The following is a 21,769-nucleotide window of genomic DNA, read 5'->3' as shown; positions in this document are numbered from 1 at the left end:
ATGGAACAGGATCTGAACGGCTTTGAGCCCGAGTTGGTGGCCCAATGGCTGGAGTCGAGCGGCAACTTCAAGGTGCTTCGCCGCATTCAAACCAGAGCGTCTTTCGGTGCAAAAGTCGAGCACCCTGTGAAGGTGCTTGTGGTGGACACCGAGACTACTGGTCTTGAACTGAGCAATGCAGAGCTTATCGAAGTCGGTGCCCTGCTGGTGGAGGTGGATGGCGAAACAGGCCAGATTGGCCGGGTGCTGGGTCAGTACGGCGGTTTGGAAGCACCACGCAGCCCGATACCCGCTGAAAGCACGGCCATCCATGGCATCACCAACGAGATGGTGGAGGGTCAAACCTTCAACGACGATGAGTTGCTGGCACTGTTGGACGTCGCGCAAGTGGTCGTGGCCCACAACGCTGCGTTTGACAAACCGTTTTTGGTGCGCCGTTTTCCGCGGTTTGCCGAGGTGCCTTGGGCCTGTAGTTTTCAGGAAGTGCCCTGGAACCAGGAGGGCTACCAAGCCAGGCGGCTGGATGCCCTGTTGTCGGAATGCGGTTTTTATCACGGCGCCCACCGCGCGGTGGAAGATTGCAACGCCTTGGTGCATGTACTTGCTCGCCCATTGAAAGAATCGCAACGCATGCCGTTTCAAGTCATCTTCGAGGGCATGCACGAATCCATCTATGAAATCGCTGCACTGAAAGCACCGTTTGAAAAGAAGGAAGCCATGAAGCTTCGAGGCTTTCGATGGAATGGCGAGGAGCGTGTTTGGGAGTATCGGGCTGTTGGATTTGCACAGGGCAAGGAAGTGATTGAGTGGTTGCGCACCGAGGTGTATGAAACCAACCAAAAAATCCTGCTGGGTTTTCGAACCCGTGGTGGCTTGGACAGGTATTCCGCAGACCCGGTCAAACAGCAGTTCAAGGAGGTGTAAGCCTTGGCCCAAGTCTTTCCGAGTACTCGCCCCGATGCCTTGCCGCTGGATGCGCAGGCAGCGCGGCAAGAGTCAGTTCTGAAGGCCTTGGCTCAGGGGTTGCCGGCTGATTTCACGGTTTATCATGGTTTGCATTGGACTCGTCTGGACGAGCAGTGCACAGTGCTCGGCCGGCTTCAGTTTTTGGTGGTGACACCGGCTGGGCTGATGATCTGCATTCTGATGAAAACAGGCCTGTTGCAAGGGCAGCAAGGCCGACTGATCAAGCGCGCTGGCGATGGCCATGAGGACGTGTTCACCCAGTTGACCGCACAGCTTGATTTGCTTCGAAGCAAGTTCACCAAACAGTATGGCAGTGCCTTGAATGCGCTGGGCATGGTGTATTGCCCCGATTTTTTGGTACCCAATGTTCAGGGGTTGGACCTTGAGCCCGAGTTGGTGGTCGATTCCCGCGACAGGGATGCCTTGGCCTTCAGAGTCATTCAATTGGCCAATCGACCCGTGGTTTCAGTACCCGCCAAGCTGCCCTCTGAGCAAGCCAGCCTTCGCCAGATACAGGCATTCTTGAGCAATGAACTGACCTTGGTGCCCGAAGTGGGCGCTTTGGCCTTGAGTGCCGACACCCTGATAACTCGCTTGTCGCAAGGGTTGCCGCAATGGGTGTCGCGTTTGAGTGCCCAACCTTTTCGCCTTCGTGTGACGGGCACCGCCGGGTGTGGCAAAACCTTGCTCGCTTTGCAGGAATTGCAACAGGCCCACGCGCGGCGAGAGCGTGTGTTGGTGGTGTGTTACAACCGGCCTTTGGCGGTGCATTTGCAGACGCTGGTGGCTGAACATCAATGGTTGGGTGCCCAAGTGTGGAATTTCCATGCTTTGTGCGACAGGCTGTTGAAAGACGCTGGAATTGAGCCGGATTACAGCCAGCCTGACGTGTTCAACCGTTTGCCTGAGCAGGTATTGGGTTTGCGCCAAGACTTGCGCTGGGTGTTTGACACTGTGGTGGTGGACGAGGGGCAGGACTTCGAACAGGGCTGGGTGGCCGTGCTTGAGCGCCTTGCGCACCCGGCAAGCCGCTGGCTGTGGTTGGAAGACCCGGCCCAAAACCTTTACGGTAAGCAGCCAGTGGATTTGCCGGGCTGGATGGGGTTAACCGTGCCGGTGAACTATCGGAACCCTCGGCAAGTTCTGGCCGCTTTGGACCACATCAAACCCTTGTTCACGCTCAACAGCCCAGAGTTGTTCAACCCGGAATCCGCTTGCCCGGTGGATGGTTGGCCAGTTCAGTGGTTGGGCTATGAACATGCTGCCGATATTCCTGCCGTCACCGCGCGCGCTGTCACCCAATGCCTGAAGATGGGGTTTGATCGCAGCCATGTCGCTGTGTTGAGTTGGCGCGGGCATGAGAAGTCACAGGTGTTGCGTCTGGCCCAGCTTGGGCCACACAGCCTGGCCCATTACACGGGCCAGGTGGATGCCCAGGGGCGGCATGTGTTCTCGCAGGGGGCTGTGCTGGCTGAGTCCGTGTACAGGTTCAAAGGGCAATCTGCGCAGGCCGTGGTGCTGACCGAGTTGCAACTGGAAGAGATGAACGACACCGAGTTTCGCAAACTGTTTGTAGCGATGACCCGGGCCACCCTGTACTTGGTGGTAGTAGCCTCGGTGGGCACTTTGGCCAAGCTCAAGGTGTTGCAAGGTCAGGGTTGAATGCGCCAGACCCCAGGACTAATGACACACGCTTCGCCCCGGAATTTGTTTTTTTGCCCATTCACTGCCAGCACGCCCAAGTAGCTGCGGCAGGTGTCCGATTTAGGGCCGGGGTAAATGTACAGGCCGTTCCCACTGACAGGGTTCAGCCAGCGCACAGCTTGCCCGGAAGGCACCAATTCAAGGGTGTGCGCAAAACAGTGGGAGTCAATGCGACGGGCTGGTTCGGTAGTGCCTGAGGGCAGAAGGGCCTGCCAATTCACATCGTTGTCCACCAAAGCCATCTGATCAAAAGCCCCTGCCTTGAGCAACTGGGCAATTTGTGCAGCTTTGCATTCACCGAACAAGACCCCGTAATCATTCACCCAAGGCTTGCCCGTGTAGCCGACATAGCTGCGGGCCAAAGCGTCTGTGGCCACACCCAGCCCCGCCGTCAAGAGCAGCGTGCCCAGAATTTGACTCAGCTTGGGTGGAAGCACTCGCATGGCAGCAACGAACGCGGGGCGTACAAAAGACATGAATGAAAAACGACGGATGGATAAAACGCGTTGACTCGAGGAGTGTATCTTGTTCCGTAACAAAAAACACACTGTAAAACCTGTGGAGACGCTCAAAATGGGACAAGGACCCAAAACTGTGTCCGTGCTGGACATTGCCAAAGGCGCTTTGGCTTATTTGCCGGATGTTCCCCGCCTGGTTCCCAACATGGTCAATATGGCCTTGCTCAGGCCACAACGCCGTGTGTCGTTGGCCACGGTGTTTGAGTCTCAAGCCCAGGCCCATGCCGATCGGCCCTTTTTGAGGGACCAAACCAAGACTTTCACCTATCAAGAAGCTGATGCCATGGCCAACCAGATGGCCCGAGCCTTCATCAGCTTGGGCGTGAAGCGTGGTGGTGTGGTGGGTATTCTGTCCAAGAACCGCTGGGAAACGGTGATCGCGGTGATTGCAGCGGCCAAAATTGGGGCCGTGTCTGCATTGCTGAACCCCAATCAGCAGGGTGATGTGCAAGCGCACAGCCTGAGCCTCGTTAAACCGGCGTTGGTGTTGGCGTGCGCCCATGGTTTGGCCATTTTGAAGGCCTTGCAACAAAGCCACCCCGAGCGGCTGGCCGGCGTGGAGGTCGCTGGGTTTGAAGGGGCCTCTGACAGCTTGGCGTACAGCAACTTCAAGGAGTTGTGGACGGTACAGAGCCCGCGCGCATTGATTGAGGCCTCTGAAGTGACAGCCAAGTCACCTTGCTTCTATATTTTCACCTCGGGTACCACCGGGCTGCCCAAAGCCTCTGTGATGAGCCATTACCGATGGCTGCAGGCCATGTACGGCATGCAATCGGCCACGCGCCTGTCCAATCAGGAGGTGTTGTATTGCTGTTTGCCCCTGTACCACAACAATGCACTCACGGTGTCATTGGGTATGGTCATCGCTGCCGGTGCCTGCATGGCGCTGGATGAAAAGTTCAGCGCGAGCCGCTTCTGGGAGCGTATCCGCTTCTACAACGCCAACGCCTTCTGTTACATCGGCGAGTTGTTGCGCTACCTGTTGAACCAAGTGCCCAATGAGAATGACCAGAACCACGAAATCCGTTTCATCACCGGCAATGGCTTACGGCCAGAACTGTGGGCCGATTTCGAAGCCCGCTTTGGCATTGAGCAGATTTTCGAATTCTATGGGGCCAGCGAATCGAATCTGGGGTTCATGAATGCTTTTGGCTTGCGTGAAACCGTGGGTTTTTGCCCCATGCCGTATCGCATTGTGGCGTGTGACCCGGACACGGAACAGGTGATTCGCGACAGCCATGGGCGTTGTACCGACGTGAAACTGGGGGAGGTGGGGCTGTTGATCAGCGAAGTGACCCGGCTTCGCCCCTTTGATGGGTACACCGACCCCAAGGCCAATGAGGGCAAGTTGTTGCGCAATGTGTTCAGCCAAGGCGATTGTTGGTACAACTCGGGCGACTTGATGCGACGCCAGGGCTGGCGCCATGTCCAGTTCGTGGACAGGCTGGGTGACACCTTCCGCTGGAAAGGCGAGAACGTGGCCACCTCGGAAGTGGAAGGGGCCTTGGCCAAATTGCCCTGGATTGAGCACGCCGTGGTGTACGGGGTGCAGGTGCCCGGTTCGGATGGCCGTGCAGGCATGGCGGCGATCAGCACCAAAGAGGGCAAAGCGGTGGATTGGTCAGGGCTTGCAGAGTATGTCAGCGCCCATTTGCCCAGCTACGCCATTCCCCAATATGTGCGTTTGCTGGATCAGGCGCAGACCACTGGCACCTTCAAGTATCAGAAGTCGGACCTGAAACGCGATGGTATCGACCCAAATCGCGTTCACGGCCCCCTCTACGCTTGGGATTCACGCGGTAGGCAGTATCGTGCGCTGGTTCAGTGAGCAATAAAAAACCCCGCCGAAGCGGGGTTTTTTATTGGCTTGCCCGCGTACGGGCAATCAACGCATCACTTACACAGAAGCCTTGGGAGCTGCTGCAGCTTTCTTGGCGCGTGGAGCGGCCTTTTTGGCAGCAGGCTTCTTGGCGGGCTTGGCTGCTTCTTCAGCTTTCACGCCCAGCTTCTTGAACAGTTGCTCAGCGATTTGCTCGGCTTGAGCAATGGCTGGCTTCAGCGCTTCGTTTTTCTTGGCTTGTTCCAGAGCAGTCACGCTCAGGGTTACCACGTTTTCAGCGATGGATTCAGCTTGGGACAGGGCCAGCGCTGCGTAGGAGAAGCCTTTGTCGATCACCACGGGCAATTGGGTTTCGAACAGTTCTACACCTTTTTGAGTGTAAGCCTGGCTAACACCAACCACTTTTTCCAGGCCTTGCTTAACTTCAGTGCGTGTTTTGGCAACCAGGGGCTTGTCGGCCATTGGCAGCTTTTCAGCGGCGGCAAAGGCGTTGCCCAGGCCTTGAGACAGCAAACCGAATTGTGCTTCAACCAGGCTGTTCAGGGCCTTGGCAGCCACTTGGTGTTGGGCTTTGATTTCGGTGTTGGTTTTGCTCAGCAATTCAGCAGTTTTGGAAAATGTGGTCATGGTGTTCTCCTTGGGGTAGCGGTGGTCTTAAGTCGTGACAGGGGTCACTATAGGCAAATCAATTTCTCAATGAAAGTGTTTGAACCTGAGGCTCTATACTAAAAAGACTGAAAAATCACAGATCTGGCGCATCCCTTTGAGGCATTTGACTCACTCTGCACTGCACAAAGTCATTGATGAAAATAAAACGATTGTTCGATGAATTCCTGTGTAAAATCACGGCTTTTCCAATTGTTTGAATCGCTGTGTCCATTCCCTCCGAAGTCAAGCGCCGACGCACTTTCGCCATCATTTCCCACCCGGATGCGGGTAAAACCACACTGACCGAGAAGCTGTTGCTGTTCGCGGGTGCGATTCAGATCGCCGGTAGCGTGAAGGCCAGAAAGGCTTCCCGGCACGCCACTTCGGACTGGATGGAGATTGAAAAGCAGCGGGGTATTTCGGTGGCCTCATCCGTGATGCAGATGGAATACCGTGACCAGATCATCAATTTGCTGGACACCCCGGGCCACCAGGACTTCTCCGAGGACACCTACCGTGTATTAACCGCTGTGGACGCGGCCCTCATGGTGATTGACGCGGCCAACGGTGTGGAACCACAAACCCTGCGGCTGATTGAAGTGTGTCGCGCCCGCAACACTCCTATCATCACCTTTGTGAACAAACTGGACCGTGAAGTGCGCGAGCCCCTGGTGCTGATGGATGAAATTGAAAGCACCTTGGGCATTCCCTGTGTGCCATTCGCTTGGCCCGTGGGGCAGGGCAAGCTGTTCCATGGCATTTTCGACATTCGAAAAAACCGCATGCGCGTGTTTTCGCCCGGTGAAGACCGCCGCCGCGAGGATGATGAAGCCATTGATGGCGACGACCGCGAGCAACTGCGCCGCCGGTTTGGTGCTGAATTCGAAGTGGCTGAGCAGGAAATCGATTTGGTGAAGACCGCAGCGCCCGAATTCGACCCGCAAGCCTTTCTGGCTGGCCAGCAGACCCCGATGTTTTTTGGCTCTGCCGTGAATAACTTTGGTGTGCAGGAAGTGCTGGACGCGCTGGTTGATGTGGCGCCTCACCCAGGCCCCCGACAAGCCATAGAGCGGGTGGTTCAACCCGATGAGAACAAATTCACGGGCGTGGTCTTTAAAATTCAGGCCAATATGGACCCGTCCCACCGCGACCGCATCGCGTTTGTGCGCGTGCTGTCTGGCAAGTTTGAGCACGGCATGAAGTTCAAGGTGCTGCGCACCGGGAAGGATTTCCGCCCCACCAGTGTGGTGACGTTTTTGTCCCAGCGGCGCGACCGCGTGGACGAAGCCTATGCGGGTGACATCATCGGCCTGACCACCCACGGTGGCTTGCAGCTGGGCGACTCCCTCAGTGAGGGCGAACAGCTTCAGTTCACAGGCTTGCCATTCTTTGCGCCGGAGTTGTTTGCCGCGGTTGAATTGAAAGACCCCATGCGCAGCAAACAACTGCAGAAGGGCCTGATGGAATTGGGCGAAGAGGGTGCAATTCAGGTGTTCAAGCCCATGATGGGGTCTGAAATGCTGTTGGGCGCCATTGGCCAGTTGCAGTTTGAGGTGGTGGCCTCTCGCTTGAAGAATGAGTACGGCGTTGATGTGCGCCTGATGCCCAGCCGATACAGTTGCGCGCGTTGGGTAACCAGCAAAAACCCCACCGACCTTCGCCGCTTTTCGGACGCCAACGTGGGGCGCATGGTGACCGACGCCGCAGACACGCTGGCGTTTTTAGCCACCTCCCGTTTTGACCTCGACGTGGTGCAGAAGCGGTGGGAAGCCATTGAATTCCACCCGATGCGCGAGCATGCGGGCCTGTTGCTCGCCAAATAATGACGGACTTGCTCACACGCCCCGTGGCCAAGGTGTTACAGTGCGCTTAAGACCTTTGTTCTGGACAACTCCATTGACATGAACGAACTTGATGCTTTGCTGGAACAGGTTTCTGGCTATTTTGCGGTGCTTTCCGAGCCTACGCGGCTGAAGATCATCCGTGCGTTGTGCGATGGTGAAAAGTCGGTCAATGACATTGTGGAGCAGGTTGAGTCAACACAGTCCAACGTGTCCCGTCATCTGAACCTCATGTACCGTGCCGGGGTGCTGGGCCGGCGCAAGGAAGGCACGCTGGTGATGTACACCGTGAAAGAGCCCACCGTGGTTGAGTTGTGTAGAACGGTGTGTGTGCATGTGGCCTCTCGGGTTGATGCGGCACCCGCCGATCCAAAAGCCTTGGGCGATTACTTTCGCTCCTCCGGCGCATAAGCGGCTTTTGGTCAACCATCCATGAAAAAGGCCTCCGGTTGGAGGCCTTTTCTATTTGCGGCTGACTGCGAATTACTTCTTCAGCGATTCGATCAGGTCGATGTAGTTTTGCATCGCCTGGTCTTTGCTGGTGCCTTCCAGGCCTTTCCAGGCGTCATATTTGGCGCGGCCAACAATGTCGGTAAAGCCTGGGCGCTTGCCGGTGTTGTCGCCTTCTGAAGCCTGTTTGAACAAGGCGTAAATTTTCAGCAGGGTTTGGTTGTCGGGGCGTGCCGGCAATGTTTTGGAATCGGCCACCGCTTGGTCAAAACGGCTCTTGAGGTCGCTCATGGGTAAGTCTCCAGCGTATTTTAAGTATTGTCGTCAGAAATAAAGGATTGGGCCAGGTTCTCGAAGAGTTCCTTGGCGTTGCCTTGCAGGTAGGGGGCCAGCAGGCACATGACTTGATACACACCATTGGCCAGGGCGGCGCTCATGGTGGTTTCGTCATTGAAGTGGCGTGGGTCACGAACGTATTCGTAACTCAGCCAGTAAGTGGCAACGACCACCATATTGGTGGCCAAGGCGTTGATCTGGGTCTGCGAGGCCATCATGTCCCCCGACTCAACCAGGCCTTCACACAAGCGACGGGCCACGTCCACCTTGTGCTTCAAGATGCGCTTGAAATGAATTTCAAGGGTGCGGTTGCGTGAGAGCAGGTCGTTCAAGTCGCGGTACAGAAAGCGGTAGCGCCAAATCAGTTCGAACGACACCTGAAGGTACAGCCATGCATCTTCGATGTTCGCCTGTCTGTTGCCCGGAACATCCAGCAGGCCGTCAATTTCTTTCTCGAAACTGGCGAAAATGCTGTTGACGATGTCGTCCTTGTTGCGGAAGTGGTAGTACAGGTTGCCCGGGCTGATGTTCATTTCGTCCGCAATCACCGTGGTGGTGATGTTGGGTTCGCCGAACTCGTTGAATAGCCGCAGCGACAGATCAAGGATCCGTTCTCGGGTACGGCGTGGAGGCTTGCGTTCCATCGTGGGGTCGTCTCCTGTCAAACCCGGACAGCGCGCTGTTGCTGCGTATCCCCGGGAGGCAGTCATTTGTTATTTTTCAAGTTGTAAGCATACGTGGTTTTCGCCCGTCATACAAAAGGGCTCGGGGAAAACCACGGCTGTGTTTCACACCGTCTGACGTGTTTTTGCAATACGCAGGTAACGGTCCAACTCGTTCAGAGAATCTTCAAGCTGATCGAACTTGGAGACCATCGAACCCGTGCGGGCAGGGCGCTTGTTGGGCTTGGCGGTCAGGCGCATGGTCGGGTCTTTCAACACCTCCAGGTTCAGTTCCAGGCCGTGACGCGCAAAGCGCTCGGCCAGGTCGTGACGGCGGTTCCACAACTCCTCGCGCGTGCGCTGGTAGGCGTGTTCACACAGGCGCCTGCGGCTGGCGTAGCTGAACGGGTTGGTGAAGAAGAATTCACCATCGCCGTGCTGGGGTTCAAACAGCACAATGTCAGCCTTGGGGTACATGTGGGCATAGCGTTCCATGCCGATGTCCATCCGGGAATGGATGATCGACCGGAAGGTTTGCGACAGCACCAGAGGTAACCCACCTTCATACAGGCGTGCGCCTGGCTGGAATGCTTTGCCTTTAGCCCGGCGCCGTGAATTCCTTGGGTTCAGCCTGTCATCGTAAGGCACCAAAGGGTTCAAGCACAGCAACAGGTCCACACCTTCTTTCAGTGCGGTTGAGGCATGCAGGGTTTTTTTCAGTGCGCCGTCCACGTAGTAACGGTTGCCGATACGTACGGGCGGGAACAGACCGGGCAAAGACGCTGAGGCTTGGACCGCCTTGGAGATTGGAATGTCATCGTGCCCCGGCATACCAAAAGGGATGGAGTCACCCGAATCCAGATCAGTTGCGACAAGAATCAGGCGATTCTTCAGATTGCGGAAGTCGTTGGTACCTCCGCCCTTGGCGATGATGTCGGCCATCCATTCGTGGAGGTGGTCTCCATTGAACAGACCCGTCGGAATGGCTGCACCCAGTCGTTCCACACAGCTGACCCAAGTGGCATCGTCGCGAAGGAAATAATCGGACACCGCGGTGGCCAACAAGCCTGGAATTTTGCGCAGGCGCATCCAGTATTCTTTGACGGCGGGTTTCAGCAGAAGCGATGGGTCAAAAGCAAACTCTTCAGGCTCGCCCTCAATAAACAATTGGAAAATCTGGTGGGGTGTCAGGTTGTGGGCCAGGCCTGTGGCCACAATGCCGCCGGCCGAAACGCCGACATACACCTTCATGTTGTTCAGGTCCAGGCCGTCGATGGCCTCGGACAGGGCCACCAGGGCCCCAACTTCGTAAATCGCGCCCAGAGGGCCGCCACCAGCCAGTGCCAGGCCGATGTTTGCTTGTTGGGTGTGTTCAGTCATCTGCGAACTCAAGGGCCGTAATGGTTCACGCGCGTACGCGGGGGCACACACAAAAAACCGGCTAGTTTAAAGCCGGTTCGTTGCGTGTCGTGACAAAGGCCAAACTGGGGGTTTATTCGCCCTTCTTGCCGCGAGCCGGTTTTTTGGCCGGGGCAGCGTCGTCTTTTTTGGCGGTCAGTTGGGCGATGGCGGCAGACAGTTGGTCGATGCGTTCAGAGAGTTGTTGCACGTCTTTGTTGGTTGGGACACCCAGGCGGCCCAAGGCACGGGCGACGCGCTCTTCGAACACTTGTTCCAGCTTGTCCCAGTGTTGGGTGGCTTTGCTGGAGACCGAACCGGCCAACTTGCTGACCTTGTCGGTGACTTCACCGGTGACTTCAACCACTTTCTGATTTGCAAACTTCACTGTGCGCTCCTGAATTTCCTGTCCCTCTTTAACCAGGTTTTCAATGACCCGGTTGCTTTCTTCCTGGGCTTTGGTAATTGCACCCAGTCCCGCTGTCAGCAGTTGTTGGGCGCTGTCGACCGCGCCCTTGAGCGAGCTGTCGAGGCCCGCTGCTTTTTTTCTGCTACTCATGGTTTGTCTCTCCTGGTGGCCACCTGCTTCAACTTGGTGCAAGGTGTTATCTCTTCATTCTAATAGTTTATCGATGCACCGGTAGAGCACACACACTAAACCCCAATGGGGTTTTTACGAGTGAAACCGGTCTCATGGCCAGACCGATGGCCTGAGGATGCCCCCAATAGGTGAACCACGGTGGGTCGGCGTATAGTGAACTTTCGACGACAAGGGCGCAAACAACAGCCCGATCGTTTCCAACAATCAGAAGAGAGGTGAGGCATGAACTATTTTGTGACCGGGGCGACCGGGTTCATAGGCAAGCGACTGGTCAAGCGGCTGATTCAGAGCAAACGAAAGGGCACCATCTATTTTTTGATCCGGGAAGGCAGCCTGCCCAAAGTGCCCGAGCTGCAGCAGTATTGGGGGGCCAAGAAGGGCCAGTGCGTGCCGATTGTGGGTGATCTTGAGAAACCCAAGTTGGGCGTCAGTGCCGCAGACATCAAGCTGTTGCAGAAAAATGTGGCCCATTTTTTCCACTTGGCCGCCATTTATGATTTGTCCGCTGATGCGGAAAGCCAGGTGAAAACCAATGTGGAAGGGACCCGCCATGCGGTGGACCTGTCCAATGCCATAGGTGCCGGATGTTTCCAGATGGTGTCTTCAATCGCGGCCGCTGGCCTGTACGAGGGCATTTTCCGTGAGGACATGTTCGAAGAAGCCGAAAACCTGAGCCATCCGTACTTTCGCACCAAGCACGATTCCGAAGGTGTGGTTCGCAGCAAGTGTAAAACCCCCTGGCGTGTTTACCGCCCGGCCATGGTGGTGGGCGATTCCACCACGGGGGAAATGGACAAAATCGACGGACCGTACTACATGTTCAAGTTGATCCAGAAGATGCGGCGCATGTTGCCCTCCTGGGTGCCCACCATTGGCGTGGAAGGCGGGCGAATCAACATTGTGCCGGTTGACTATGTGGTCAACGCCTTGGACCACATTGCCCACAAGCCCGGGCTTGATCGGCGGGCATTCCACCTCGTTGACCCACAACCCCACCGCATTGGCGATGTGCTCAACATTTTCGCCAAAGCGGCCCATGCACCGAAAATGGAAATGCGGCTCAATGCCGCCATGTTTGGTTTCATTCCCGGTGCCTTGAAGAAAGGCCTGATGTCGTTGACGCCGGTGCGCCGGATCCGAAACGCGATTTTGAAGGACTTGGCGTTACCCGAGGAGGTGTTCTCTTACATTACCTGGCCCACCCGATACGACTGCCGGGATGCCTTGGCCGCGCTGGAAGGCAGCGGCATTGAATGCCCAAGGCTTGAGGATTACGCTTGGGTGATCTGGGATTACTGGGAGCGCCACCTGGACCCCGATTTGTCCGTGGACCGCAGTTTGAGCGGCACCGTCAAGGGCAAGGTTGTGCTGGTTACCGGGGGCTCATCGGGTATTGGTTTGGCCACTGCGCAGAAGTTTGCTGCCGCTGGTGCAATCACCATCATCTGCGGGCGTGATTCTGAAAAGCTGGATGAAGCCAAAGCCTTGATTGAAGGGGAGGGCAACTCTGTACACACGTATGTGGCTGACATCGCTGATCTCGCCGACTGTGACCGCTTCGTTGCCCAGTTGATCAAAGACTTCGGCCATGTGGATGTGTTGATCAACAACGCGGGCCGATCCATACGCCGGGCCATTGAAAACAGTTTCGACCGTTTCCACGACCTTGAACGCACCATGCAGTTGAACTACTTTGGCGCCTTGCGGGTAACGTATGGATTGTTGCCGATGATGAAAGAGCGGCGCAGGGGGCATGTCATCAACATCTCCTCCATCGGTGTGTTAACCAATGCGCCGCGCTTCTCGGCCTATGTGGCCTCCAAAGGGGCGCTGGACGCATGGACCCGCTGTGCGGCTTCCGAGTTTGCCGACTTGAACATTCATTTCACTACCATCAACATGCCCTTGGTGCGCACACCCATGATTGCGCCCACCAAGCTGTACAACAACGTGCCCACCTTAACCCCCGAGCAAGCTGCGGACATGATTGCCCAAGCCGTGATTCACAAGCCCGTGCGCATGGCCACCCGGTTGGGCGTGCTTGGTCAAGTGATGCATGCCTTGGTGCCCCGGCCAGCGCAGATTCTGATGAACACCTCGTTCAGGATGTTCCCGGACTCGGACGCCAGTTCAGGGCGCAAGGGTGGTGCGCCTACAGCAGACCAGGTGGCATTCTCCACCCTGTTGCAGGGTATTCACTTCTAAATGGGGTTCGGGTGTTCGGGGTTCAGCGCTCGATGTGCATCGGGGCGCTGTACTCCGCACGGTGTTCATTCAGCCAGTTGAGTATGAGCTGTTCCGTGAAAGGGTGTGTCACCAGGCTGACATGCCCGCACCCCGGCACTGCAATGTTTCGGGCAAATTCCAGCTTGCTGGACGCCGGCGGGCAGACGATGTTGTCTTGCGGGGTCCACAGGGAAATCACCTTCCGTTGAAAAGCGGCGTCTCGCGGGTTTGACCGCAATTGTCTGAGGAAAAAACTGCCCCAAGCCATTTGCCGCACGTTTTTACCGATGCCCAAGGACGACAGCGCTGTGCCGTAATGTGGGCTGCCCAGCGACAACATGCTCGCGATGCGTTCGTCGCCGTACTCCGTCACGTAATATCGCGCCGCCACACCCCCCATGCTGTGCGCCAATATGCAAACCTGCGGCGCACCGGTTGCAGCCAGCAAGTCGTCAATGGCGCGTTGAATCTGGCCCGGGTATTTGCGGATCGACCCAATCGCCGGTTCCAAAGTGATGGCGTGGTGGCTGATGTTGGCCTTGTCCAGCATGCTGCGGGTTGCTGTCCACACCCCTGCGTTACACAGGTAGCCATGAATCAGCAGCACCGGCAGTGGCTTGTTGCGTTTCCATTGTTTGTGCCCCACCGTTACGCCGGGCAACCGATGCCAAGGCTGGCCCAGCATCAGCAGGCGGTAGCTGGCCACGCTTTCAGCCCAAACCGCTTTAACCCACTGAAGCGCAGTCAATCGTTTCAGTTCGTCCGCGCCTGTGCTGTGAAAGGCAAGTAACTTGGCTTTGACGGGTGGCAACTGTCTGACACTGAAGGACAGGGCAAAGCCAGAGATGTTGAAGCCGACATGGGCCAGGAACACCAGACCAAACACCAGCGACATCGCCAGAAACAGCGCATCATCGACAGTCCAGCCCAACAATACCCGGCACAGCAGATAAACCAGGTAAGCCACGGCCAGGTAGGCCACCCAATACAAGCGGTTCAGGGTACGTATCACGAGGCAGCACGGATGAAGTCAAAGCGGACACAGGCTCATGGGGTGAGCCTGTGTGTCGGTCATGCCAGCGGGGTGGGGGTGACGCCCATCACATCTTTAAGCATGTTCTGGGTCAGTTTATTGACAATTCCGTAGATGGACAATTGAGGATTGGCTCCAATACTTGTTGGGAACAGCGAGCCATCGTGAATCGAGAGGTTTTCAATTTGCCAGTGGCGGCCTTCAGGGCTGGCGACGCCTTTGTTGTCGTTGCTGGCCATGCCGCATCCGCCCATCACATGCGCTGACATCACCTTCATCAATAGCGGTTTCATTTCCAGTTTGTCGATCTGGCTGAGCGCTTCGTCCAGCGATTTCGCAGGCGTGGCCAAATCGTGAACCGGTAAGGTGAACTCTGCATCTGCGGCATGCTGCAACTCGGCCATGGCCCGCAATGCGCGACGCGCGGCGTCCCAAATGGCAGGGGTCAGTTTGTAGTCAAGCACAGGCGACCCATCGGATTGCAGGTGAACCTGCCCGCCCACGCTGCCCGACTGAAAACCGTCCCTGATCAGGGCCAGTTGCATGTGCATGTGGTTGAACTGGGTCATGATGGCCCGGTGTGACGGGCCAAAGCCGGGCATGATGGACGAAAAAATGACCGGGTGCAGCGGCGGGGCTTCCAGCTTGAAGCCCAGTGGCCCGTTCACTGCTTGGGTGTGCAGGTAATGGTCGCTGTACACCGTCTGCGGCGCTCCGGCGTCAGCCCGCACGGGCTCTTTCATTTTGGCGGCTGACACCACCACCGGGTGCAGGAAAGTCCGCTTGCCCAGAACACCGTAGGGATCAGGTGCCCCGGACCGAAGCAGCAGGGCAGGGCTGTTGATGGACCCACCCGACAACACAAAGTGTTTGGCCGTCACCTGAACCGTCCGCCCGCTGGGCAGCACGCCATCCGGGTTCATCACTGCGCAGGTCAGGCCCTTGATACGCCGTCCCTCGAAACTGAAGGCTTGCGCGCGCAAACCTGCGATCAATTGTGCGCCCAGGCCCAGCGCGGTGGGGATAGTGCTGACCAACATGGATTGCTTGGCGTTGGTGGGGCAGCCCATGCCGCAGTAGCCCAAGTTCCAGCAGCCATTCACATTGCGCCGAATGTAACCCCAACTGATGTTGCGCTTTTCGGCGCCCCTTTTCAGGATGTCATTGTTCTCATTGGGGGGCACAGCCCAGTCGGACACATTCAAGCGGCGCTCAGCCTGTTCAAACCAGGGGGCCAGTGCGTCGGTGGTGTAGTCCGACAGCCCGAATTCACTCTGCCAGTGGTTCAGGGTGTCTGTGGGGGTTCTGAAGCTGGAAGTCCAGTTCACAGTGGTGGAGCCACCCACCGCTCGCCCCTGCAAAATGCCGATGGCTTTGTCAGCAGTTTTTCGGCCTGTGGCCTCTTGGTACAAGGACGCGTAGGCTTCGGACTCTCGCATTTTGAAATCGCGGGAACTTTTCAAGGGGCCTTCCTCGATCAGCAGCACGGACAAACCTGCTTTGGCGCACAGCTCGGCCGTGATGCCGCCACCCGCGCCGGTGCCTATGATGGCCACGTCCACGCTGATGTTGGCAGGTAGTTCACGGCTGTGGGCTTCAAAGGCTTTCCAGCCCGAAGCAATGCCATCGGCCATAGGGTCGTTGACCAGGCCCTGCGTGGCCTGAGTGTTGATTGGAATCATGGTTGGAGAACAGTCAGTGCGGTCAGGCGAGTTTGAAGGGAGGGCCCTCATAGCCCATGGCTTGCCAAGTGTCGGGCTCGGCGTACCACGCGCCAAACATCAGATCATGCAAGGCGTGGTAACCGGGTTGTAGCGCGGGAACAGGGTGACGCCTGAATTCCTGAAGAAAGTGCGCAGCCTGACCAGGGCTGGTGTTTGCCCAATCCTGATCGAGGCTGGCAATCAGCCTGCAGCCTACGGGGTTAGTCAAGATGTTGAGCAGTTGCCCCAATTCAGCTTGTGCCTCAGGGGCCAAGACGTGACTGGCGACAATGAACTGGTTGACCGCCCGATCCAGTTGGTCCGGCTGGGCAGCGCCGTCGAGTATGGCGCTGGCCAAGGCCTTCAACATGGGCCGGTGTGCGTCGGTGACCACGGATTGCCCCGCAATCACCTCCACCTTGGCAAATTGGCGACCAAGCCAACCCACCCCGCCGGCCATGAACAGACCGGCGAGTCCAAACTTCAGCAGTGTTCGTCTTTGCATGGTGTGGCTTGCTTTACACCTTCCGGGTCAGCACTTCAGTCAACTTCTTGAACAGCGCGCCGTAGGGGGGCGCGAGCAGTTCAGCACTGTTGAAGCGAGCCTGTTTGAACACGGGTTTCAGTTTGCTCATGGCGTCAAAACCGAACTTGCCATGGTAATGGCCAATGCCAGAATCGCCGACGCCGCCGAATGGCAGGTTTTCCTGGGCGATGTGGAACAAGGTTTCATTCAGGCAAACACCGCCTGCGATGGTTTGCTCAAGCACCATTTGCTGAGTCTTGGCGTTGTCGTCGAACAGGTACAGTGCCAGTGGGCGGGGGCGGGCATTGACATAGGCCAGTGCGTCTTCCAGCCGCTTGTAAGTGATGACGGGCAGCACTGGTCCGAAGATTTCCTCGTTCATCAAGCCGGATTCCGGGTTGGCATTGAACACGAACGTCAGCGGGAACTTGCGGCCCGGGTTGTCGCCGGTTTTCATCAGGTTCACCACGCGGGCGCCTTGTTCTGCGGCTTCATCCACCAGCCGCTGCAGGCGGCTCATGTGCCGGTCAGACACAATGCCGGTGAAGTCGGGCGACAGCACCCCTTGCGGGAAGCGCTTGGCGACAATCTCGCGCGCAGCGCTCAGCACTTGTTCCTCACTGCCTTCTGGCACCATGAGGTAGTCAGGTGCAATACAGGTCTGCCCGGCATTGATCGATTTGCCGGAAATGGTGCGTGCTACGGCGTTCTTCAGGCGGCCAGGGTTGGCAGCGGTAGTTTCGCTGATGATGGTGGGGCTCTTGCCGCCCAATTCCAGCGTCACTGGCACCAGGTTGTCAGCTGCTGCGCGCATGACCATCTTGCCCACTTGCGTTGAGCCGGTGAACAAAATATGGTCGAAGGGCAGGCGGGAGAACTCGGCCGCCACTTCGGGGCCCCCGTTGACGATCTGTACCAAATCACGCCCAAGGTACTTTGCGCAGGTTTGTTCCAGCAAGGCGCTGAACTTGGGGGTGTATTCGCTCATTTTTACGAAAGCCCGGTTTCCTGCGGTGAAGGCGGCAATCATCGGGCCAACGGCCAAGTAGAGGGGGTAGTTCCAAGGCACGATGACGCCGATGACGCCCAAAGGCTGGGGCATCAACAGGGTGCTGCCGGGCTTGAACCAAATACTGGCGCTTTCCTTGCGGACCTTCATCCATGATTTGCCATGGGCAATCGCGTGGCGAATGCCTTCAAGGCTGGGGAATGCCTCCGCCAGCAAAGTGTCGTTGACCGAGCGGTAGCCAAAATCTTCAGAGATCGCTTGCGCGTACGCCATTTTGTTGTCGTACACCATGTCCGCCAGCTTTTGCAGCCACTCTTTGCGCTGGTTCCACGACGGGTAGGGGTTGATGCGGTAGGCTTGACGCAGGTTTTCAAGGGTGGCCTTCAGCTCTGCGGCTGACAATTCTTGGCCCAAATGGGTGCTAGGTGCATTCATGGGGTCTGTCTCCAAAGATCCATTAACGGATGTAAACATACTTTCAGTCAATTCGCCACGGGTCGCGCATGTTGCGCTGCGGCATTTCCGTGTGGTTTTGACCCGATTTTCAGGACAATGACGTGAGCATTACCTCAGTGACCCCACCCGATGGTTTAAGCCCCAGCCAACTGCATGCTGCCTTGAGCAATCTGCGTCTGAGTACCCAGAGCGACGAACGACTAGCCCTTACATTGAAAGGTCTAAAACAATTTCAAAATAAACGTTTGGCCTGTACACATCAGGATTTACTTGAAGATGAATCCACCCGCAGCGCAAGCCTGTTCTTTTTGGAGGAGCTGTACGCGGACCGCGACTTCACACTGCGCGATCAGCAGGTGGGCCGCGTGTTACCCAAACTAGAAAAATACCTACCCAATGCCATGGCCCACGTGGTGGGTGAGGTGATTGCCATGGACTATCTGGCTGAGCAGATGGATGTATCAATGGCTTTATTGATCAAAGGAATAGGCGGCATAGATGATAATTTACTGGATGTGAAAACCTACCTTCAAGCCTACCGGGCCGTGGGGCACCATGAGTTACGGCGACGCCAGGTTCACATGGTGAAGGCGGTCGGTCGATCCTTGGTCAAGCTGATGCGCTTACCCATGCTGGGTGCACTGCTGAAGATGACCGAGGGCAAAGCCCGTCGAGCAGGCTTGGGCGAATTCCACCAATTTCTGGCCAAAGGTGTGGCCGCATTCCGTACCTTGGACGACCCGGAGTGGTATTTCACCACCCTGGTGGACCGCGAAACGGCTATTCATGAGGCGATTGTGAGTGGCGCTGAACATCCTTTTGGCCTCTGGATTGGCACGAAGTGAGCCAGTGAATTAAAATCCGTGCTCTTCGATCAGATTTACAGTTGGCAGGGCGTCCAATTCTTATAAAACCCGTGCCCCGGATAACAGCCGGTGGTGCGCACCCCCAAGGAGACTGAAGTGACTGACAATGCGTGGATCCAGAGCTATCCGCCCGGCGTGCCTGAGCAGGTTGATCTGGCTCAGTTCGGCTCAATTCGCGATATTTTCGAGCAATCTTGTACCAAGTTCCCTGAAAATACCGCATTCAGCAATCTTGGGACTGCGCTGACTTATGCGCAGCTTGAGGCGCAAACCCGTGAGTTTGGTGCTTACCTTCAGTCCTTGCCCGGCATGAAAAAAGGCGATCGCATCGCCCTCATGATGCCCAACATGCTGCAGTACCCAGTGGCCATGCTGGGTGCCATCCGCGCTGGTTTTGTGGTGGTCAACGTCAACCCGCTGTACACGCCCACCGAGTTGGAGCACCAACTGCGCGATTCAGGTGCCAAGGCCATCGTCGTTTATGAAGGTGTGGCCTCTACACTGGAAAAAGTGTTGAAAAACACGCCTGTAGAATATCTTGTTGTGACTACACTTGGAGAAATGCACGGGTTCTTCAAGCGGTTGCTGTTGAACTTCGTTGTGCGGCACATCAAAAAATTGGTGCCGAAATTTAACTTGTCCGGTTCGATCAATTTCCGGAAAGCCCTCACGCTGGGGCGTGGCAAAGAGCTTAAAACCGTCAATTTGTCCCACGATGACTTGGCGTTCTTGCAGTACACCGGGGGCACCACCGGCGTGTCTAAAGGGGCAATGTTGACGCATGGCAACATTGTGGCCAACCTTCAGCAAGCTTCAAGCTGGCTGAACCAGGACATCGAAGAGGGCCGAGAAATCGCCATTACGGCCTTGCCGATGTATCACATTTTCTGCCTGACCGCCAATGTGCTGGTGTTCATGAAGGTGGGTGGGCATTGCTTGATGATCACCGACCCCCGCAACCTGCCAGGGTTTGTGAAAACCCTCAAAGCGGTTCCCTTTACTGCCCTGACAGGCGTCAACACCTTGTTCAATGGCCTGTTGAACACCCCCGGCTTTGATCAGGTGGACTTCTCCCACGTCAAGCTTGTGCTGGGTGGTGGCGCCGCCATTGAGCCCTCGGTGGCTGAGCGCTGGAAAAAAACAACCGGTACCCGTTTGTCGGAGGCGTATGGGCTGACTGAGGCCTCCCCTGCGGTGTGTATCAACCCGCTGCACGAGGAATACAACGGTTCCATTGGCCTGCCGGTGCCGTCCACGTTGGTGTCTATTCGGGATGATGATTTCAACGAGTTGCCCGTGGGCAAAGAAGGCGAGCTGTGTGTGAAAGGCCCTCAGGTGATGCGCGGCTACTGGAACCGCCCGCGCGAAACCGCCGAGATTCTCACGCAGGATGGCTGGCTTAAGACCGGTGATATCGCCTACATGGACCAAAACGGTTACTTCTACATCACCGACCGCAAGAAGGACATGATTTTGGTGTCCGGCTTCAATGTGTACCCCAAGGAAATTGAAGCGGTGGCCACTTTGCACCCAGGGGTGTTCGAGGCTGCCGCCGTTGGCGTGCCTGATGGTAAAACAGGGGAGGCAGTCAAACTGTTTGTGGTCAAAAAAGACCCAGCGGTGACTGCGGAAGCGCTGATTGAGCATTGCCGCAAGCACATGACGGCCTACAAAATCCCGCGTCATGTTGAGTTCATGACTGAATTGCCCAAGAGCCCTGTGGGCAAAGTGTTGCGCCGGGAGCTGCGTGACATGGAGAAAAAACGCCTTGCTCAGCCTGCCGCCTAAGCCCGCAAGCCTTCATGGCTTGTCGGCAGGCTAAAAACCCGCTATACTTTTCGATTGCCTGCTGCTGTGCCACGGGGGTGCGGCGGCTTTTCCAATTCTGGAAAATCCATAGGAGCTATCAATGCGTCATTACGAAATCGCATTCATCGTGCATCCCGATCAAAGCGAGCAAGTGCCCGCCATGGTTGAGAAGTACCGTGGAATCATCGAATCCAACGGCGGTAAGGTTCACCGTCACGAAGACTGGGGCCGTCGCCAACTGGCATACCCCATTCAGAAACTGGCCAAGGCCCACTATGTTCTGTTGAACATCGAGTGCAGCCAAGCCGTTCTCGAAGAACTGGAAACCGCGTTCAAATTCAACGACGCTGTTCTGCGCCACCTGACCATTCAAATGAAGAAAGCCGAAACTGCGCCTTCTCCAATGATGAAGGAAGTGCAGCGCGAGCAGGAACGCAAGGCGGCTGCGGCCACCACTGCGTCCAGCGATGACAGCGCAGACGCCGACGACGCCGACGACAACGAATAAGTTGTTTCGGCACAGTCAGGTCTGAATGAATTTGGAGGATGAGACGCAACAAAACGCCCAGTCTGGGGTGAATCAGTTCACCGTAACCGCACGCTTGATCAGCAAATCAGTGTTGCGTTACACCCCGGCAGGCTTGCCCGTGTGCGAATTCGAGTTGGAACACGACAGTGTCCAGTTTGAAGCCACCAAACCCCGACAAGTGCGATGCGAGCTTCAGGCTTTGGCCATGGGGGCAGCCGCACATCAAGTTGATGGTCTGGACGTGGGCAGTGTTCTGGACTGGCAGGGTTTTATTGCGCTTCGTTCCCACAAATCGAAATCGCTTCGCTTTCATGTGTGCGCCATGCGCCCGGTCAGCGAAGCCTGAACCAAACTCTTGGAGAACATTATGGCTTTTGGTCGTAAGAATGATCGCAAAGGACGTCGTCCCCAGCAGAACCCCTTGTTCAAGCGCAAGAAGTTCTGCCGTTTTACAGTAGGCAAAGTTGAGCAGATCGACTACAAGGACATCGAGACCTTGAAGGATTTCATCAGCGAAAACGGCAAAATCATGCCTGCCCGCATCACTGGCACCAAGGCGCACTACCAGCGCCAACTGGACACAGCCATCAAGCGCGCTCGCTTCCTGGCTTTGCTGCCCTACACCGACAACCACTAATCGGAGCAGGA

The 21,769-nt window shown here is 56.5% G+C and carries 21 protein-coding genes; 11 read left to right on the top strand and 10 right to left on the bottom strand.

Annotation, left to right across the window (positions count from 1 at the left end):
* Positions 1-924: a 3'-5' exonuclease gene (locus ACK4FF_RS06050; RefSeq protein WP_409705922.1), complete on the top strand. Its 924-nt coding sequence runs from the start codon at positions 1-3 to the stop codon at positions 922-924.
* A 3-nt stretch (positions 925-927) separates the two neighbouring features.
* Entirely contained in the window at positions 928-2,628 is a 1,701-nt protein-coding gene (locus tag ACK4FF_RS06045; RefSeq protein WP_409705919.1) for an ATP-binding domain-containing protein, read from the top strand.
* On the opposite strand, the gene ACK4FF_RS06040 is transcribed toward ACK4FF_RS06045, so the two are convergent.
* Positions 2,619-3,146, bottom strand: coding sequence for a hypothetical protein (locus tag ACK4FF_RS06040; RefSeq protein ID WP_409705916.1), 528 nt, complete (start codon positions 3,144-3,146; stop codon positions 2,619-2,621). The two genes, ACK4FF_RS06045 and ACK4FF_RS06040, sit on opposite strands and share 10 nt — an antisense overlap.
* 97 nt (positions 3,147-3,243) lie before the next feature.
* On the opposite strand from ACK4FF_RS06040, the gene ACK4FF_RS06035 reads away from it, so the two are divergent.
* On the top strand, positions 3,244-5,016 hold the full coding sequence (locus ACK4FF_RS06035) for a long-chain-acyl-CoA synthetase (protein WP_409705913.1): 1,773 nt from the start codon (positions 3,244-3,246) through the stop codon (positions 5,014-5,016).
* Positions 5,017-5,085: 69 nt separating this feature from the next.
* Here ACK4FF_RS06035 and ACK4FF_RS06030 read toward each other — a convergent pair whose 3' ends face one another.
* Entirely contained in the window at positions 5,086-5,655 is a 570-nt protein-coding gene (locus ACK4FF_RS06030) for a hypothetical protein (protein ID WP_409705911.1), read from the bottom strand.
* A 245-nt stretch (positions 5,656-5,900) separates the two neighbouring features.
* Between ACK4FF_RS06030 and ACK4FF_RS06025 the strand changes: the two genes are divergently transcribed.
* Together ACK4FF_RS06025 and ACK4FF_RS06020 are read left to right on the top strand one after the other, a co-directional pair.
* Positions 5,901-7,499 carry a peptide chain release factor 3 gene (locus ACK4FF_RS06025; RefSeq protein WP_409705908.1) on the top strand — a complete coding sequence of 533 codons (1,599 nt, stop codon included), beginning with the start codon at positions 5,901-5,903 and terminating at the stop codon, positions 7,497-7,499.
* A gap of 78 nt (positions 7,500-7,577) precedes the next feature.
* Positions 7,578-7,928 carry an ArsR/SmtB family transcription factor gene (locus ACK4FF_RS06020; RefSeq protein ID WP_409705905.1) on the top strand — a complete coding sequence of 117 codons (351 nt, stop codon included), beginning with the start codon at positions 7,578-7,580 and terminating at the stop codon, positions 7,926-7,928.
* A gap of 72 nt (positions 7,929-8,000) precedes the next feature.
* Here the strand turns inward: ACK4FF_RS06020 and ACK4FF_RS06015 are convergent, their stop codons facing one another.
* The 4 genes from ACK4FF_RS06015 to ACK4FF_RS06000 all read right to left on the bottom strand — a co-directional run bounded on the left by ACK4FF_RS06015 (position 8,001) and on the right by ACK4FF_RS06000 (position 10,922).
* Entirely contained in the window at positions 8,001-8,258 is a 258-nt protein-coding gene (locus ACK4FF_RS06015) for an acyl-CoA-binding protein (protein ID WP_409705902.1), read from the bottom strand.
* Positions 8,259-8,278: 20 nt separating this feature from the next.
* Positions 8,279-8,947 (bottom strand): TetR/AcrR family transcriptional regulator, encoded by a 669-nt coding sequence (locus ACK4FF_RS06010; RefSeq protein ID WP_409705899.1) that lies wholly within the window; start codon positions 8,945-8,947, stop codon positions 8,279-8,281.
* A gap of 144 nt (positions 8,948-9,091) precedes the next feature.
* Positions 9,092-10,345, bottom strand: coding sequence for a patatin-like phospholipase family protein (locus tag ACK4FF_RS06005; RefSeq protein WP_409705896.1), 1,254 nt, complete (start codon positions 10,343-10,345; stop codon positions 9,092-9,094).
* A 112-nt stretch (positions 10,346-10,457) separates the two neighbouring features.
* Positions 10,458-10,922 (bottom strand): phasin family protein, encoded by a 465-nt coding sequence (locus ACK4FF_RS06000; protein ID WP_409705893.1) that lies wholly within the window; start codon positions 10,920-10,922, stop codon positions 10,458-10,460.
* Between the two features lie 264 nt (positions 10,923-11,186).
* Between ACK4FF_RS06000 and ACK4FF_RS05995 the strand changes: the two genes are divergently transcribed.
* Positions 11,187-13,169, top strand: coding sequence for an SDR family oxidoreductase (locus ACK4FF_RS05995; protein WP_409705890.1), 1,983 nt, complete (start codon positions 11,187-11,189; stop codon positions 13,167-13,169).
* Positions 13,170-13,191: 22 nt separating this feature from the next.
* On the opposite strand, the gene ACK4FF_RS05990 is transcribed toward ACK4FF_RS05995, so the two are convergent.
* Genes ACK4FF_RS05990 through ACK4FF_RS05975 form a run of 4 tightly spaced genes read right to left on the bottom strand, consistent with a single transcriptional unit; the run spans position 13,192 to position 17,896 of the window.
* On the bottom strand, positions 13,192-14,202 hold the full coding sequence (locus ACK4FF_RS05990; RefSeq protein ID WP_409705887.1) for an esterase/lipase family protein: 1,011 nt from the start codon (positions 14,200-14,202) through the stop codon (positions 13,192-13,194).
* Between the two features lie 59 nt (positions 14,203-14,261).
* Positions 14,262-15,905, bottom strand: a complete 1,644-nt coding sequence (locus ACK4FF_RS05985; RefSeq protein ID WP_409705884.1) for a GMC family oxidoreductase N-terminal domain-containing protein — start codon at positions 15,903-15,905, stop codon at positions 14,262-14,264.
* Between the two features lie 22 nt (positions 15,906-15,927).
* The gene (locus ACK4FF_RS05980; protein ID WP_409705881.1) at positions 15,928-16,431 is read right to left on the bottom strand and encodes a hypothetical protein; all 504 of its coding nucleotides are present in this window, start codon (positions 16,429-16,431) and stop codon (positions 15,928-15,930) included.
* Positions 16,432-16,444: 13 nt separating this feature from the next.
* Positions 16,445-17,896, bottom strand: coding sequence for a coniferyl aldehyde dehydrogenase (locus tag ACK4FF_RS05975; RefSeq protein WP_409705878.1), 1,452 nt, complete (start codon positions 17,894-17,896; stop codon positions 16,445-16,447).
* Positions 17,897-18,018: 122 nt separating this feature from the next.
* Between ACK4FF_RS05975 and ACK4FF_RS05970 the strand changes: the two genes are divergently transcribed.
* From ACK4FF_RS05970 to rpsR, 5 genes are all read left to right on the top strand, one after another.
* Complete coding sequence (locus ACK4FF_RS05970) at positions 18,019-18,762, top strand: FFLEELY motif protein (protein WP_409705875.1); 744 nt, start codon at positions 18,019-18,021, stop codon at positions 18,760-18,762.
* A gap of 117 nt (positions 18,763-18,879) precedes the next feature.
* A complete protein-coding gene (locus ACK4FF_RS05965) occupies positions 18,880-20,571 on the top strand; it encodes an AMP-binding protein (RefSeq protein WP_409705872.1) in 1,692 nt (563 codons plus the stop codon).
* Positions 20,572-20,692: 121 nt separating this feature from the next.
* Complete coding sequence (gene rpsF, locus ACK4FF_RS05960; RefSeq protein ID WP_409705869.1) at positions 20,693-21,100, top strand: 30S ribosomal protein S6; 408 nt, start codon at positions 20,693-20,695, stop codon at positions 21,098-21,100.
* Between the two features lie 25 nt (positions 21,101-21,125).
* The gene (priB, locus tag ACK4FF_RS05955; RefSeq protein WP_409705866.1) at positions 21,126-21,467 is read left to right on the top strand and encodes a primosomal replication protein N; all 342 of its coding nucleotides are present in this window, start codon (positions 21,126-21,128) and stop codon (positions 21,465-21,467) included.
* A gap of 21 nt (positions 21,468-21,488) precedes the next feature.
* Positions 21,489-21,758: a 30S ribosomal protein S18 gene (rpsR, locus tag ACK4FF_RS05950; protein ID WP_256764962.1), complete on the top strand. Its 270-nt coding sequence runs from the start codon at positions 21,489-21,491 to the stop codon at positions 21,756-21,758.
* Positions 21,759-21,769: the final 11 nt, after the last annotated feature.

Origin of the sequence: Limnobacter sp. (assembly GCF_046297615.1) — a bacterium.
Lineage (GTDB): Bacteria > Pseudomonadota > Gammaproteobacteria > Burkholderiales > Burkholderiaceae_B > Limnobacter.
Note: the sequence above shows the minus strand (reverse complement) of the source record. Positions and strands in the feature narration are given on the sequence as shown.

What these genes read in the sequence shown, in the direction of transcription:
- ACK4FF_RS06010 (WP_409705899.1), bottom strand. Translation starts at nt 8,947, where the DNA reads ATGGAACGCAAGCCTCCACGCCGTACCCGAGAACGGATCCTTGATCTG.
- ACK4FF_RS06050 (WP_409705922.1), top strand. Translation starts at nt 1, where the DNA reads ATGGAACAGGATCTGAACGGCTTTGAGCCCGAGTTGGTGGCCCAATGG.
- ACK4FF_RS06035 (WP_409705913.1), top strand. Translation starts at nt 3,244, where the DNA reads ATGGGACAAGGACCCAAAACTGTGTCCGTGCTGGACATTGCCAAAGGC.
- ACK4FF_RS05985 (WP_409705884.1), bottom strand. Translation starts at nt 15,905, where the DNA reads ATGATTCCAATCAACACTCAGGCCACGCAGGGCCTGGTCAACGACCCT.
- ACK4FF_RS06030 (WP_409705911.1), bottom strand. Translation starts at nt 5,655, where the DNA reads ATGACCACATTTTCCAAAACTGCTGAATTGCTGAGCAAAACCAACACC.
- ACK4FF_RS06020 (WP_409705905.1), top strand. Translation starts at nt 7,578, where the DNA reads ATGAACGAACTTGATGCTTTGCTGGAACAGGTTTCTGGCTATTTTGCG.
- ACK4FF_RS06000 (WP_409705893.1), bottom strand. Translation starts at nt 10,922, where the DNA reads ATGAGTAGCAGAAAAAAAGCAGCGGGCCTCGACAGCTCGCTCAAGGGC.
- ACK4FF_RS06015 (WP_409705902.1), bottom strand. Translation starts at nt 8,258, where the DNA reads ATGAGCGACCTCAAGAGCCGTTTTGACCAAGCGGTGGCCGATTCCAAA.
- ACK4FF_RS06005 (WP_409705896.1), bottom strand. Translation starts at nt 10,345, where the DNA reads ATGACTGAACACACCCAACAAGCAAACATCGGCCTGGCACTGGCTGGT.
- ACK4FF_RS05975 (WP_409705878.1), bottom strand. Translation starts at nt 17,896, where the DNA reads ATGAATGCACCTAGCACCCATTTGGGCCAAGAATTGTCAGCCGCAGAG.
- rpsF (WP_409705869.1), top strand. Translation starts at nt 20,693, where the DNA reads ATGCGTCATTACGAAATCGCATTCATCGTGCATCCCGATCAAAGCGAG.
- ACK4FF_RS06040 (WP_409705916.1), bottom strand. Translation starts at nt 3,146, where the DNA reads ATGTCTTTTGTACGCCCCGCGTTCGTTGCTGCCATGCGAGTGCTTCCA.
- rpsR (WP_256764962.1), top strand. Translation starts at nt 21,489, where the DNA reads ATGGCTTTTGGTCGTAAGAATGATCGCAAAGGACGTCGTCCCCAGCAG.
- ACK4FF_RS05995 (WP_409705890.1), top strand. Translation starts at nt 11,187, where the DNA reads ATGAACTATTTTGTGACCGGGGCGACCGGGTTCATAGGCAAGCGACTG.
- ACK4FF_RS05980 (WP_409705881.1), bottom strand. Translation starts at nt 16,431, where the DNA reads ATGCAAAGACGAACACTGCTGAAGTTTGGACTCGCCGGTCTGTTCATG.
- priB (WP_409705866.1), top strand. Translation starts at nt 21,126, where the DNA reads ATGAATTTGGAGGATGAGACGCAACAAAACGCCCAGTCTGGGGTGAAT.